The sequence below is a fragment of the Rhizobium bangladeshense genome (assembly GCF_017357245.1).
Classification (GTDB): Bacteria; Pseudomonadota; Alphaproteobacteria; order Rhizobiales; family Rhizobiaceae; genus Rhizobium; species Rhizobium bangladeshense.
Map to the genome: position 1 here is coordinate 319,082 of NZ_CP071613.1, position 14,152 is coordinate 333,233.

Annotated in this window: 12 protein-coding genes; 8 read left to right on the plus strand and 4 right to left on the minus strand. The window is 61.0% G+C overall.

The window, feature by feature from the left end; genetic code table 11:
- Positions 1-15: 15 nt before the first annotated feature.
- The 3 genes from J2J98_RS22470 to cphA are packed head-to-tail and all read right to left on the minus strand — an operon-like array spanning position 16 to position 4,491.
- On the minus strand, positions 16-846 hold the full coding sequence (locus J2J98_RS22470) for a cyanophycinase (RefSeq protein ID WP_064708477.1): 831 nt from the start codon (positions 844-846) through the stop codon (positions 16-18).
- A complete protein-coding gene (locus tag J2J98_RS22475; RefSeq protein ID WP_207603496.1) occupies positions 839-1,708 on the minus strand; it encodes an isoaspartyl peptidase/L-asparaginase family protein in 870 nt (289 codons plus the stop codon). The genes J2J98_RS22470 and J2J98_RS22475 overlap by 8 nt, the downstream gene beginning before the upstream one ends.
- Positions 1,708-4,491 (minus strand): cyanophycin synthetase, encoded by a 2,784-nt coding sequence (cphA, locus tag J2J98_RS22480; protein ID WP_207603497.1) that lies wholly within the window; start codon positions 4,489-4,491, stop codon positions 1,708-1,710. Before cphA ends, J2J98_RS22475 begins: the two co-directional genes overlap by 1 nt.
- 65 nt (positions 4,492-4,556) lie before the next feature.
- Here cphA and J2J98_RS22485 point away from each other — a divergent pair, with 65 nt between their 5' ends.
- From J2J98_RS22485 to J2J98_RS22500, 4 genes are all read left to right on the plus strand, one after another.
- Entirely contained in the window at positions 4,557-5,306 is a 750-nt protein-coding gene (locus J2J98_RS22485; protein ID WP_246569432.1) for an NAD(P)/FAD-dependent oxidoreductase, read from the plus strand.
- A gap of 597 nt (positions 5,307-5,903) precedes the next feature.
- Positions 5,904-6,278, plus strand: coding sequence for a response regulator (locus J2J98_RS22490; RefSeq protein ID WP_064708483.1), 375 nt, complete (start codon positions 5,904-5,906; stop codon positions 6,276-6,278).
- Between the two features lie 835 nt (positions 6,279-7,113).
- Entirely contained in the window at positions 7,114-8,400 is a 1,287-nt protein-coding gene (locus tag J2J98_RS22495) for an SDR family oxidoreductase (RefSeq protein ID WP_207603516.1), read from the plus strand.
- Positions 8,397-8,864, plus strand: a complete 468-nt coding sequence (locus J2J98_RS22500; RefSeq protein WP_064708484.1) for a DUF2269 family protein — start codon at positions 8,397-8,399, stop codon at positions 8,862-8,864. Before J2J98_RS22495 ends, J2J98_RS22500 begins: the two co-directional genes overlap by 4 nt.
- A 297-nt stretch (positions 8,865-9,161) precedes the next feature.
- On the opposite strand, the gene J2J98_RS22505 is transcribed toward J2J98_RS22500, so the two are convergent.
- Positions 9,162-10,034: an SDR family NAD(P)-dependent oxidoreductase gene (locus tag J2J98_RS22505; protein WP_207603175.1), complete on the minus strand. Its 873-nt coding sequence runs from the start codon at positions 10,032-10,034 to the stop codon at positions 9,162-9,164.
- Between the two features lie 115 nt (positions 10,035-10,149).
- Between J2J98_RS22505 and J2J98_RS22510 the strand changes: the two genes are divergently transcribed.
- The 4 genes from J2J98_RS22510 (at position 10,150) to J2J98_RS22525 (ending at position 14,047) form a co-directional block, all read left to right on the plus strand.
- A complete protein-coding gene (locus J2J98_RS22510) occupies positions 10,150-11,052 on the plus strand; it encodes a LysR family transcriptional regulator (RefSeq protein WP_207603517.1) in 903 nt (300 codons plus the stop codon).
- Positions 11,053-11,303: 251 nt separating this feature from the next.
- The gene (locus J2J98_RS22515; RefSeq protein WP_207603176.1) at positions 11,304-12,359 is read left to right on the plus strand and encodes an aldo/keto reductase; all 1,056 of its coding nucleotides are present in this window, start codon (positions 11,304-11,306) and stop codon (positions 12,357-12,359) included.
- Positions 12,329-13,039 (plus strand): formylglycine-generating enzyme family protein, encoded by a 711-nt coding sequence (locus tag J2J98_RS22520; protein ID WP_207603177.1) that lies wholly within the window; start codon positions 12,329-12,331, stop codon positions 13,037-13,039. Before J2J98_RS22515 ends, J2J98_RS22520 begins: the two co-directional genes overlap by 31 nt.
- 150 nt (positions 13,040-13,189) lie before the next feature.
- Positions 13,190-14,047, plus strand: coding sequence for a helix-turn-helix transcriptional regulator (locus J2J98_RS22525; RefSeq protein WP_207603178.1), 858 nt, complete (start codon positions 13,190-13,192; stop codon positions 14,045-14,047).
- Positions 14,048-14,152 lie beyond the last annotated feature (105 nt).

Sequence of the window (14,152 nt, forward strand, 5' to 3'; positions counted from 1 at the left end):
AAGAGCGCGTTGGACTCAGCCTTCCTTATGCGGCTCCCGGACAGGCCGACGTGTTTCGAGGTCGAACCGATCGCCGGAGCTCAGCACATGAAGCCTGAGATCGTAGATCGATAGAGCTTCCTCAGGAGAAGCTTCGGCAATGTTCGAATGGGTGACATCGCCGCCGTCGACGAGATAGACGGCTCCGCTGCCTATCACCCGGAACTGATGGCCTTGAACTACAATCGCGGTGTCTTCGTCGATCCCGATGCCGAGCACGCGAGGGTTCTGCGAGACGGCACCGATGAGGCGGCCGATCCTCCCGCGTTCGGCAAAATGCTGGTCGATGATCACGTTCGGAAGAAGCCCAAGGCCGGTAGCCATGCTGATATCGCCGATACGGAAGGACGAGGCGTTCCGCCCGCGCACTAACATCGTCTCGCTCATTGCCGAAGCGCCCGCCGAGGTTCCCGCGATGACCCCGCCGCCGGCGAAGATGTCGTGAATCTGCCGGTAGATGGGGGTGTCGCCGATCAGGCTGGTGATCCGCAATTGATCCCCGCCGGAGAAAAACACCGCTCTGACCTGTCTCAGACTCTCGAGCTTCTCCTCCATCGCCGCCTGGTCGCGCTCGTCGATATAGAGCTCGGTCACATCGGGCACGCCAACATCGGCAAAGGACGACCGGTATTTCGCCAAATAGCCATCTGGTTCGTGCGAGGCCACCGTTGCTAGGACCAACTTGCCATCCTTGATGCGGCTCGCCACCTCCTTCAGAATGACCCGCTCGCCGTCGTGATCCTCGTGGCCGCCAATGATGATCAGGGTGCCGTGGCCGGTTTTCCCGACCTTCGTTTCCTTAGCCACGGCTTGTTTTCCCCTTTCTCAGGTAGATCTGAGGATCAGGATGGGCGCTGCTTGCGAAAGCAACCGCGAAATCTTCGCTGTTATGGCCCCAGCCGAACTTTCCGTCGGGCGTCAATACGATGCCGCCCGCTTCGCCGCCGGTGCGCTCCAGATGAGTGAGCGCCGCCTCGACCGCCCGGTCGGGCGACAGATCCTCCAGCGCCTGGATCACCCGCGCCGCGAGGATCATTCGCGCGATCTGCTCACCGTCGCCGGAGAAGACGACGCCGCCGATATTGTCGTCGCAGTAAAAGCCGCAGCCGGGCTGCGGCGAGTCGCCGACTCTTCCGGCCGGCGCGCCCTCAAGGCCTCCGGTGGAGACGGCTGTCGCAAGACGGCCGTTCTCGTCGAGCGCGATACAGCCGACGGTGTCGTGTCCTCTTTCCTCGTGTGCCGATTCTTTGGGCAATGCATTCATTGCGTCGGCGTCACAGAGCCTCTCCCCCGCTTCAGCAGCGAACGCCCTTGCACAGTCGCCGGCAATCAGGACAGGCTCTTCATAGAGCATCGCCTTGGCGACGGATATCGGATTGCGTAGACCCTTGGCCACGGCCACGGCTCCGACGTTGAAACTCGCTCCTTCCATCAGCGCTGCGCACATTTCAACCTCGCCATCGGCATTGCGCGCGCTGCCATAACCGGCATTGAAAGTCGGATCATCTTCCAAAACGCAAACTGCCGCTTCAACGGCATCGACGCAGTTCCCGCCGTTCTTCAGGATCTCTGCACCTGCCTCCAGCGCCCGGCGGCAGCCGGCGCGGTTCGCAGTTGCGTCCTCTTCGGTGATGGTCTTGGCGCCGCCATGTAGAATGATCGACCACATCAGGACATCCTCGCCTCGTTCTTGGCCGTCATCTCGGGAGGAACGAAGGCCTCCATTTTGCGCCTGCGGACCTGACGCGATGCCTGCTGCCAGACTTGACCCACGTCGTCGGCAGTGATGACCACGAGATCATTTTCCAGCGCCATAGCGAGAGCCTTGTCGACGGCTCGTCTTTCGCTTAGGACGATTTCGATGTTTTCAGGAGGGAAACCTGCGCGTCGCGCTCCTTCCTTCAGGATGGCGGCCACCTCACCGACAGGCCGGCCCCGAGGATCCTCATCTTCCTTGAAGATCAGCCGGTCAAAGATGCCGCCTGAAAGCTTACCCATTTGCAATATGTCTTCATCACGCCGGTCGCCGGCGATCGCGATGACCCCGATGCAGCTGCCGTGTTCCGCTTTGAGCTTTTCGACAAGCTGGCCCAGTGCACGCAGACCGCCGGGATTATGGGCATAGTCGACGATGATCTTTAAACCATGCCTGTCGATGATGTTCAGGCGGCCGGGAGACTGCTCGAACGAGGTTCCGAAGGTGCTCAGCGCGTTGCGGACCGCCGAAAGGGCGATGCCGCCGCAATAGGCCATCGCCGCCGCCGCAAGCGCGTTCTCGACGTTGAAGGCGGCCAGGCCGCCAAGGGTCGCCGGTATTTCATCCGCCGTCGCGACCAGCATCATGTGGCCGCCATCGTAAAGCACTATATCCTGCGGTTGGGATGCCAGGTCGCAAACGATGGCTCTACCGCCTTCCCAAACATGTTCCTTCAGGAAATCGGGCCAGCGGTCCTGCGGCGCTGTCGAGAAGTAGCATAGCTGACCGCCTGCTTCCTCACGCATTGCGGCCGTATGGCTGTTGTCGGCATTGAGAATGCTCCATCCTCCGCGCCTGACCGACTCAACGACGATGGACTTGACGGCAGCAAGATCCTCAACGGTCCCAATGCCCTTCAAGCCGAGATGATCGCTCGCCACATTCGTCACGCAACCGACGTCGCAGCGGTCGAAGGCCAGGCCCTCACGCAGGATGCCGCCTCGGGCCGTCTCGAGCACCGCCACGTCGATCATCGGCTCGGCAAGGACCACGCGGGCGCTTTTCGGCCCTGTGCAATCCCCGCTCATGATCCGCTGGCCGTCTATGTATATGCCGGTGCTGGTGGTCAGCCCCACTGTATGGCCTTCGGTCGAGAGAATATGGGCAAGCATCCGGGCAGTGGTCGTCTTGCCATTCGTGCCCGTAACGGCGAATATCGGCACACTCGAGGGCGTTCCTTCCGGATAAAGAAGGTCGAGAATCGGCTTCGCGACGTTACGGGCCCGTCCCTGGGAGGGATGGAGATGCATGCGGAAACCGGGGCCGGCATTGACCTCAATAATGCCTCCGCCTGTTTCAAGGACAGACCGGCCAATATCCGGCGCGATAAAGTCGATGCCTGCAATGTCGAGACCAACTATCTGTGCCGCCCGGCAGGCAATCAGCGCGTTGCCGGGGTGAACCTCGTCGGTGCAGTCGACTGCAGTGCCGCCGGTCGAAAGGTTGGCCGTCGGAAGCAGCATCACCCGCTCGTGCCTGGCAGGCACGCTCGAAAGGCTGAGACCCGATCTCGCGATGAAATGCAGCAGGCACTCATCTATCACAATCTTGGTCAGCGCGGCCTCGTGCCCCTCGCCGCGGCGTGGATCCTGGTTTACCTGTTCGATCAGTTCCCGGATCGTCGATCGTCCATCGCCGGTGACTTGTGCGGGAACTCGCTTGGCCGCGGCCACGAGCTTTCCTGCCACAATCAGGATGCGGTGATCGGCGCCTGTCAGTTGCTGCTCAACGAGGACTGATGGACTATGCGCCTGCGCCTGTAGGAAACCCCACGTCACCTCCTCGTCGCTGGCCAGACCCACATTGACGCCGCGGCCATGATTGCCATCGATCGGCTTAGTGACGACGGGAAAACCAAGGCGACGTGCAGCACGCACTGCGGCTGCGGCATCTTCAACGATGATGCTTCGCGGAACCGGCAGCCCGGCCTCCTGCAGCAGCTTGCACGTCAGATCCTTGTCGCTAGCGATCTCAGCCGCAATTTCCGAGGTGAGCGAACTGCAACCCGCCCTGATACGCCGGAGGTGCTTGCCGTAGCCAAGCTGCACCAGGCTGCTCGAGTCCATTCGACGCCAGGGAATGCCGCGCACCTCCGCCTCCTTGATGAGAGATGCCGTGGTCGGGCCGAACGCCCGGTCCCGATGAAGCGCGCGCAGAGCGTCGAGCGCTCCGGCAAGCTCGAAGGCGCCAAGTGAAGAAGCAGCGATTTTCCCGAGGCTCGAGACACCCTGGAGCTCTGGCGGCAGCAGGCCATCCACCAGTTCCAGCGCAAAACGCCCGGCCAGCAGGCCAATCTCCTCTTCCTGATAGGCGAACATGACGTTGTAGACGCCTGGCTCGTCCGCCACCGAACGAGTTTTCCCCCTGGCGACGTCGGCCCCTACCATGTTCTGCAATTCCAGGGCGACATGCTCGGCCACATGCCCAAGCCAGGTTCCTTCCGCCATGCGGCGGAGAAAGCCACCCGCTTCGCCGTAGCAGCAGCCGTGTTGGTGTAGCCCGGGAAGCAGCTGCGTGAGCTTCTCCGCGAAGCCAGGAAGGCGGTCCGTCGGATACTGCTCCAGCGTTCCCAAGTCCAGCTGGATGCGGATCATCGGCGTTTGGCTGTAAAGATGCGGTCCGCGATAGATGGCTGCCTCGCGCACATCCATGGCTCTCACCGCCCGTTCGCTCGTGACGGTGTTGAGGGATTTCATGCTGCTTCTCCAGGGTTGAATGCGTCTAAGGTCGCTTTGGTCCACGACAACCGCACTCCGCCTCGGTGGTTCCGGCACTGTACGGGACCGCACTCTCAGACGAGTGGCAGGCTCTGGCGCCGGGTCTCAAGACGATCCACGAGGCGCGGGAGATCAGGCATCGCCTTCTTCTGGCATTTGAGAAGGCCGAACGAGCGGACAGCCCCGCCGAAAAGCAGGCGCTGTTGACGAGCATCATTATTGGCGGCGGCCCCAGCGGCGTCGAAATGGCCGGCGCCATTTCGGAGCTCGGACGCTTCATGATCAGCAAGGACTTTCGCGACCTTCAGCCCGACCATCTCCGCGTTCTGCTGGTGGAAGCCGGCCCCCGCATTCTGGCGGCCTTTCCTAAGCATCTCTCTGCCTGTGCAACACGATACCTTGAAAAGATCGGCGTCGAAGTTCGCACGGGAAGTCGGGTCGTCGAAATTACAAAGGACGGCGCGAACATCGGCGGCACCTTCGTCTCGGCCGGATCGATCATCTGGGGAGCCGGCGTGAAAGTGTCGCCAGCACATCGCTGGCTCGGCCTCTCGGGCACTGCCGGCAACCGCATTCCGGTCGATGATCAACTTCGCGTCCATGGCTTCGAGGATGTCTATGCGTTCGGAGACACCGCCGCTTTGATCGGCACGGACGAAAAGCCGCTCCCGGCGCTGGCGCAGGTCGCCAAACAGCAAGGCATCTACCTTGGACGACAGCTTCGCAAGAAGCCTTCTATTAGGGGGTCTGGGCTTCGTCTTCCGCAACAGAGGCAATATAGCCGTTCCCAGTGAGGCGGGGGTCCTGTCAGGCGACCGGACTTAAAGGTCAGTCGATGCGGTCTACAAGACTGAGCGGATTTCGCTGCCCCGGCGTGTCCATGCTCAACGTTCCTACGCCAGATAAGCCGTGAGCAAAAGCTTCTGTCTGTCAGGACTTCGTAGACGCTAGCCGCAATTTTAGCAGGCGGTCGTTCTTTTCGTCGCGAAGGCGACGCTCTTCTTCAGCGGTTTCCACCGCGACCTTACTCGTGTGCTCGAACGCCGCTGCGCGCTGCTGCACGGTCAGCGTTCTCCTGATTCTGCTTACCATAAAAATCAATCCATAAGGCTTTGCTCATATGTGGGTCCGGTGGCAAACCTTAGCAACAGGTTGAAGCTTTTTGTCCGCTCGCGTACCAGCTGGAAGTGGACCTTGTTCAAGCCATCACCTACGCCCATTTACATCTGCCGATCTCGAGTTCTTCGCGACCATCCGAAGCGGCGTCCGCCTGCCCTCTCGTCGATGCTCGCGGGATGAGAGGGCGCTCCCTCCTCGGGTCGAGCGCCTCGGCCGGCGAAGACGTCGGTCGGGTTGCCGGCTGTTACCCCTGTTCCTTCGGAGAGGCCCCAGTGGAAGAAAGCGATCAAAAAGTTTTCTCAGGAAAGCGCATCCTTATCGTCGAAGACGAATATTATCTTGCCGACGAAACCCGCCGGAGGCTCGAAGACCTAGGCGCAACCATCGTGGGTCCGACGGCAAAAGTCGGTCACGCGCTCGGACTTATTGGCCGCGAACATATCGATGCGGCAATCCTCGATGTCTGCCTCGGTGACGAACTCGTCTTCGCTGTCGCCGATGAATTGGAGGAGCGCGACATTAACTTCGTCTTTGCGACCGGCTACGACGGGACTGTCATTCCGGCCAAGTACAAGGGGGGTGTGCTCTGCGGCAAACCGATCGACCTGGAAAAGGTCGCCGCCGCCTTGTCCTTATACAGCTCCTGACGGGAAGTATGCAAATTGCTGTCGACAATCACGACGGAACCAAACCTCCACCTTTACCGACACGGCTCCCTTAGCTTTGTCTCAGGCTTGTCAATAAGCTGCACTGATAAAGCAGCAGCTACAGAAAATTCCACCAACAGCAACCCTCTTGAGGTCTCGCATCGGATATTCCGGAACCTGCGAAGCCTTGACGCGGCTGGAGTGCGGAGTTTTTCGGAGGAAATCAACGATGACGAGCGCACTCGCAGAGCTGGATGCCCTCGTGATAGGGGCGGCCCGGTGGCATGTCAGCGGCGCTCTATCACACTGAACCGCAGCCTTCTCGTCGTTGACTCTGGTCGCAGCCGCGCCAGGCCGCGCCGCTCTAAACCGATGCCGAGGCCGCGGGGCAGCCGATGGGCGGCGAAAAAGCCGCATTATAGATAGGGCCATACTCAGCGCCACTTTCAGTCCTGTCGCGGAAAACATAGTTATGCGATGGAGGCGGCTGCCGCGGCCTCTCCGACTGTGGTCGCTGCGCTCCGCCGGATCTTGGGCCCAAGGCAGCTTCTGCACGTGCACGGGCGACAAGAGCCCGAGGGCACCATGATATTCGTTAAATATCTCAGCCACGATCGCACGGCCATGGCCATTGTCGCAGCGCGGCCTGGAGCCCTGGTCTTGACGCTATTCATCTGGACATTGGTGAAGGCAGATCTCGGCCCCAGGCGGTGCAGCAATAGACGAATACTCGCGGACGCGAATATCCGCCGAACAGCTTGGGTACTGCCGGGCTGGCATCGGAACGAATGGCGCAGGCAGAAGTTCGGGGATTTTGATCGTGAAAGCCGCAAGTATGAAAATCTTAGTCATCGGTGCGACGGGACTGGTAGGCAGCGCGGTGTGCGCCCGGCTGGCGGCAAGCGAACATGACGTCATTCACGCGGTTCGTCCCGGAAAACGGCCGGCAGCTGGCTCCGGCGCTTGGGTCGAAGTCGACATGGCAAGGGCCGTGGCTCCTGCCGACTGGCTGCGTCATCTCGAAGGCATAGATGCCGTCGTGAACTGTTCCGGCGCGCTGCAGGACGGAATGGGGCGCAGCATGACGGGCGTCCACGCTCGCGGCCCACGAGCCTTATTTCGTGCATGCCAGCAATCTGGTGTGCGCCGAATGGTCCATTTCTCGGCGGTCGGAGTGGATCGGCAGCAGCCGTCGGCATTCTCACGCACCAAGCTTTCCGGCGACATGGCGTTGATGGAGACCGATCTCGATTGGGTAATATTGCGTCCCGCGGTGATCGTTGGCGATGCGGCCTTCGGCTCGAGTGCATTGTTTCGGGGGCTTGCCGCGCTGCCGTTTCTGCCATTGATGCCTTTCACGGGAAAGCTTCAGGTGGTGCAGCTGCAGGACGTTGCTGAAACCGTCCTTCGGCTTATCGACAAAACCGCCCCATCGAAACTTTCGCTCGAAATCGTCGGGCCGCAACAGCTTGAGTTCCATGAGATCGTAGAGCGATACCGAAGGTGGCTCGGCTGGCGTCCCGCTAAGCGCTATCTGCTGCCCCGCCCGCTTGCCAGCCTCCTCTATTGGCTCGGCGACATTGCCGGATTGCTGGGCTGGCGGCCGCCGGTTCGAAGCACGGCCGCAAAGGAGATCGTCCGCGGTGCCGTGGGTAATCCAAGCGATTGGACTGCCGCCACCGGCATCCTGCCTTTGTCGTTGGACGATGCTTTGGCACGTCGGCCAGTTTCGGTTCAGGAGCGCTGGTTTGCCAGGCTCTACTTCCTGAAGCCGGTCATTTTTGTGCTGCTGCCGCTCTTCTGGATATCCACGGGTATAATTTCGCTGACAACGGGTTTCGAGCAGGGTGTCGAGTTGATGCTGGCCGGCGGTGCAGGTGCTTTGGCGGGACCAAGCGTTATTGCCGGGGCACTTACAGACATCATAATCGGATGTGCCATTGCCATACGCCGCACCGCGCGATGGGGCCTCTACGCAGCTGTCCTGCTGTCACTCTTTTACGCGGCGGCCGGCACGGCGATATTACCGGAGCTGTGGAATGAGCCGCTCGGTCCACTGACAAAGATATGGCCGATCCTCGTGTTGCACCTGGTTGCTCTCGCGATTTTGGAGGAGCGATGACGTATTTCGTGCTCAAGTTCTTGCATATTATCGGTGCCACTGTTCTTCTCGGGACCGGCGCAGGCATCGCCTTCTTCATGTTGGTGGCGCATCGCACCGGCAATGCGACGACAGTGGCCGCCGTCGCGCGGATCGTGGTCATTGCGGATTTCGTTTTTACGACAACGGCCGTGATCGCCCAGCCGGTCACTGGCATAGCGCTCGCCTGGTATGTCGGGTATTCCCTGTGGGAGCGGTGGATCCTTTGGTCGATCGTTCTCTACCTCATCACGGGTGCTTTCTGGTTGCCGGTCGTTTGGATGCAGATGGAGATGCGCAATATTGCAACGAAAGCCGCGGCGAATGGTGAGCCGCTGCCGGCGCGATACCATAGGCTGTTCTGGACCTGGTTTTATTTCGGCTTTCCGGCCTTTGCTGCGGTTTTGGGAATTATCTGGCTGATGATCACGCGGCCGGTCGAATGATCAGGGTGAGCATTTGCTAAAGGCGCGGCAAAGGCGGTGCTCGCCTGTCGAATAGGTTTGCTGGACGGCTCGGTGATGCCGAGAGGTAGCGTTGTTGGTAGCAAGACGTGACACACTGGTGGCCGCAGACAGTCGGAGGCGGGAAAGAACCCAAGCGGCAGCCGACTGGCGCCGGTCCGGAAAGGGTGGCGCAGGGTCCGGTCGCGACGAGGTCGGAGGTATTGACCGGAAAACGCGCCACGGAGAAGTGCTCGATAGTGACCGGTGGCGGCTTCGGTCGCTAGTCCAGTGATCGGACTAGGCGAGATCGCCACCGTCGATGCCGATCACATGTCCGCTAATGTACGAACTTGCATCGCTGGCCAGGAACACCACCAGCGACGCCACTTCCTCTGGCGTACCGACGCGGCGCATGGGGTAAGGGGCAACGAGTTGTTCCGTCGTCACCTTCCAGTCTCGCCGCACGCGCTCCAGCATGGGTGTCTCGATCGGCCCCGGCGCGATGGCGTTGATGCGCACGTGCCGGCCGTACTCCTGAGCGGCGGCGCGGGTCATGTGGATGACGGCGGCCTTGGAAGCTCCGTAGGCGACGATGTTCGGGAAGGCGTGGCGGCCACCGATCGAGGCGGTATTGATCATAGCGCCTTGTGATTGCACGAGATGCGGCAGCTCGTATTTCATCGCGACGAACACGCCACGCAAATTGGTAGCGATCTGATCGTCGAAACCAGCAATGTCGGTGTCGGCGATCGGCGCCGGCGGCAGGTCGATGCCGGCATTGTTGAATGCGATGTCGAGGCGGCCGTAACGCTCGACGGTCTCTGCGACGAAACGCTCGATTTGATGCGCATCCCGCACATCCGATTTAATGTATGCAACGTCGCCGCCCGCGGCGCGCAGGCGGCTCTCTACCTCCCGCCCGAGCGCTTCCCGGCGACCATTGAACGCGACCTTTGCACCGGCCCGGACTAGCGCGGCGGCAGTCACCGCGCCGATGCCGGAGGTGCCGCCGGTCACGATTGCGACCTTGCCCTCGAGGATACCAGGGGTTTGCGCCATTGCGGGGGCCGCTGTGAGCCCGGTGCTAGCCGTTGCGCCAGCGACAAGCATGCCGGCTAGAAGGTGCCTGCGCGGAAGCATCATCGTGGCGGATGTGATTTCTTCTGTCATCACTCGTCTCCTCTCTCTGCGATGGATGGAGGAAGGCTAACAGAGAGTATTTGCCGGAAAAATCCGTGTCTGCTTTCATGATTTTGAAGTTTTAGTTTATAATCGGCACATGAACATGCGACCGGATCCATTCTCTGGCCTTTCGGCTTTCCTCGCAGTGGCGGAGGCGGGTGGCTTCACCGCGGCGGCAGCGCGGCTGGATGTCTCGCCGGCTGCCGTGAGCCAGGCGGTGAGGGCCCTCGAAGAAAGGCTCGGAACGCCCTTGTTCGTCCGCACGACCAGGCGCGTCGGCTTGACCGAGGCGGGTGCGGCCCTGCTGGCGCGCGTCAATCCGGCTGCGGCCGAAATCATCGCAGCTGTCGAGGAGGCGGCAGCAACAGACGAGCCCTCCGGATTACTACGGCTTACCGTTCCGCGCATGGCGGTGCCGCTTGTCGTCGAACCGGTCATTCCCGCGCTGAGACTTGCGCATCCTCGAATTGCGATCGAGATTGCGGTCGAGGATGCGACGGTCGACTTGCCCGGGCGTGGCTTCGATGCCGGAATACGCATCGGCGAGTATATCGCGCGCGACATGGTCGCGGTGCGTCTTACGCGCGACATCGCCTGGTCGGTGGTGGCGAGCCCGGCTTATCTCGCCGCGCATGGAAGGCCGGAGGCGCCGCAGGAGCTGACGGCGCATGAGGCAATCCGCTATCGTTTCCCGCGGTCAGGCGCCCTCTACCGGTGGGAGTTCGAGCGGGACGGCCGCACTTTCTCCGTCGATCCGCCCGGCAGCTTGATCGTAAACGATGGTGCGCTGCTCGCTTCCTGCGCGCGCGCCGGTCTCGGCCTCGCCTATGTCGCCGACATTGCGGTGGAGTCCGAATTGCACGACGGCCATCTCGTCGGAGTTCTCGAGCCCTTCCTGCCGAGGACCCCCGGCCTGTTTCTCTACTTCCCTCAGCGTGCGCAGGCCCAGCCGAAGCTGCGTGCCTTTATCGATGTAGCCAAACAGGTGCTGCAGCCGATGCGATAACGGACGCCCTCCTCGCTGTCCGCTTAGACCAGCAGACAGGCACCACCCATGTCGCCCCGATGCCATATTTGGCAGATGAACCCCTATACAGAAAGGCCCGACACGTTGCGCCTCTGCATTGTGAACCAGCAGCAAGGTGGGAGCCCGCCGCGTGCAGAAAATGATCATGATCGAGCAAATGGTGAGGATAGAGAGCGCGCGGCGACTCTGTACCGATTAACGTCCCTGTGGTCACAACAGGGATTTTTGGAATGACCTCAGGACTCGCAACCAAACGCCGGACTTTTCTAACCGGCGTGGCGGCAGTTGCCGCAACATCGATGTTCGCTTCGGCTTTCTCCATGCGACAGGCCGTCGCACAACAACCTGGCCGTGCCCCAATCATGCGGCCCATTCCGAAATCGGGGGAGATGATCCCGGCGATCGGCCTCGGCACATTCGAGACCTTCGACCTCCAACCAGGAGAGTCGCGCGACCATGTCCGCGAGGTAGTCCGCCTATTCCACGAACATGGCGGAAGGGTCATCGATACATCGCCGCTCTATGGAATGTCGGAAGTGTGCGTCGGCGATTTCATCGCCGATCTTGGCATCGCCGAAGACATCTTTATCACCAACAAGACCTGGACCACCGGTGAATATCTTTCCGACAACAGCCATTCGGAAGGGCAGCTCAGGCAATCGCGGCAACGGCTATGGCGGGATCGCATCGACGTCCTGCAGGTTCACAGTCTCGAAAACCATGATCAAGTCCGCCACTGGCTTGCTCAGAAAAAGGCCGAGGGTTCTGTGCGCTATATCGGCATCACACAGTGGAGCCCGGAATACTACGACACTATGGAGCGCCTGGTGAACACAGGCACGCTCGACTTCGTCCAGATCGCCTATACGATCCTGACGCGTGCCGCCGAACAGCGGTTGCTCGATGCCTGCGCCGCCAACGGTGTCGCCGTTCAGGTCAACATTCCGTTCGAAAAGGCGCGGCTTTTTGGGCCCGTGGCGGAACAGTCCATTCCAGACTTCGCCAAGGAGATGGGCATCGAGACATGGGCGCAGTATTTTTTAAAATGGATCATCTCCCACCCGGCCGTGACGAATGTTATCCCCGCGACGAGCCAGCCACAGCACGTCGTCGACAACATGGGTGCGCTCTACGGCGACCTGCCCGACCGCGCGACGCGTGAACGCATGGCGGATTATTATACCGGGCTGACAGGCGTCGCCGATGCGCTTAAACAACCTCCTTATCCCGGCAAAAAATACGGCGGCGTCGTCACATGGCCTTTCCCGCAAGCACAACGTACCTGACACTCATCCTCCTTGCGTTCCCGGCCGCCGCTACGGCCGGGAACGACCGCGTCACAATTGCAGGGTTCGCCATCGACAGGACTGAGGTTCGTATTGCCGAATTCGCCGCCTTCGCTGCCGCGACCAGGCTGAGGACGGCTGCTGAACGCGACGGCGGCGGTCACGAATGGGGGAGCGGATGGGAACGTCGCCCAGGTTGGACGTTTCGAAACCCGTTTGGAAACCGACCGCAAGAAATGGCCGAACCCGCCGTTCATGTGAGCTGGTATGAGGCACGCGACTATTGCACCTCAGTTGGCGGCCGGCTGCCGACCCGCGCCGAGTGGAAGCGTGCCGCCTATAGCGAACATGGAAGTGGATCGGGAGCGGGCTTCATCGCCGGAAAAACCTATGCCTATCCAACGGGAGATACACCGGAAGGGGCGAATACGAACGGTAGCGATCCGTGGTTTCGGCATGCCCCCGCGGGAACCACCCGCCAAAGCGTGAACGGGCTTTACGACATGGGTGGCAACGTGTGGGAGTGGCTCGCCGATCGAGACGGCGATAACGCGCTCACGGCTGGCGGGTCATGGTGGTACGGCCCGGACAAAATGCGCGAAGAAGCCATGCAGTGGAAGCCTGCCGACTTCTATGTCGTCTACATCGGCTTTCGCTGCGCCTACGACCTTAAATCGTAGCCTCGCCTGCTGAGAAGGCTCACACACTGTTGAACAGCGAGGCTCGATAACGTCCGATTTCCAGATGAATACGCCGGCCAGCAGTCCTATCGTTGAGCATCGTTTCTGCTGAATGGACTATGTGGGTGATTGGCTGGAGTCGAGTATTTGATGCAACAACAGAAGACCAAGATCGAAGGCTGGCAGTTGAACCTGGCGCCCCGGGACCATATGCGGATAGAGTGGTCCGGCGGTCGTTTTGAAACCGCCCGGCGGGGACGCACGCGAGGCGTCGAAGGCAGGATTGCACCGGACTTCCATCTGATCATGGTTACGCTGAATGGCGGCGCCGCGCATCACGCATTTCGAACCGACGACGGATTTCGCTATGAGGGCCGCGACGTCAAGGGCATGGTTTCCTTTCTGCCCGCCGGTTGCAGTCGCGAGCTTGTGCTTCGCGATGTGGCATGGGAATGGGGTGCGATCGCCATTGATCCGGGCGTGGGAAGCCCCCAGATCCTTGGCAGGAAGTCGTTCCTCATCAACCGTGACGATTTTATTTACGGCATGACGGCGCAGATGAGCGGCCTTCTCCATCGTGACGGCGGTCTGGACGCGACCTACTGCTCAACGATGGCCCTTGCCCTTTGCGAGTATCTCATGAATAGAGGCGAAGGGGGCAGTTCGCGCGGGGCGAAGGTGAAATACGCCCTGACGAGACGGCAGGTTCGCGATACCTACGACAGAATAGATGCCGGACTGGCGGAGCCGATCGCGATATCCGACCTATCGCTTCCGCTTGGGATCTCGGAGGGGCATTTCTTCCGAGCCTTTCGCGGAGCAACCGGCCAGACCCCTTTGGAAGCGATATCCAGCCGCCGTATGGAACGAGCGGCTCGTCTTTTGAGCGAGACGGATCTGCCGATCATCGAGATCGCGGCGCTCTGCGGGATCGCGAGTCCAAGTCACTTTGCGCGCTTGTTCCGCTCCCACACGGGCCATTCGCCCTCTCGGTGGCGAGATAAATGACTTGCTGGACCCCTCGTTTGAGGCCGTTCCCCGCTCAACTCGGCGGCGAGCCCTTGGGCAGCACCCCTGAGATCGGCCATTCGCCATGAAGTGACAGCCGTCTGA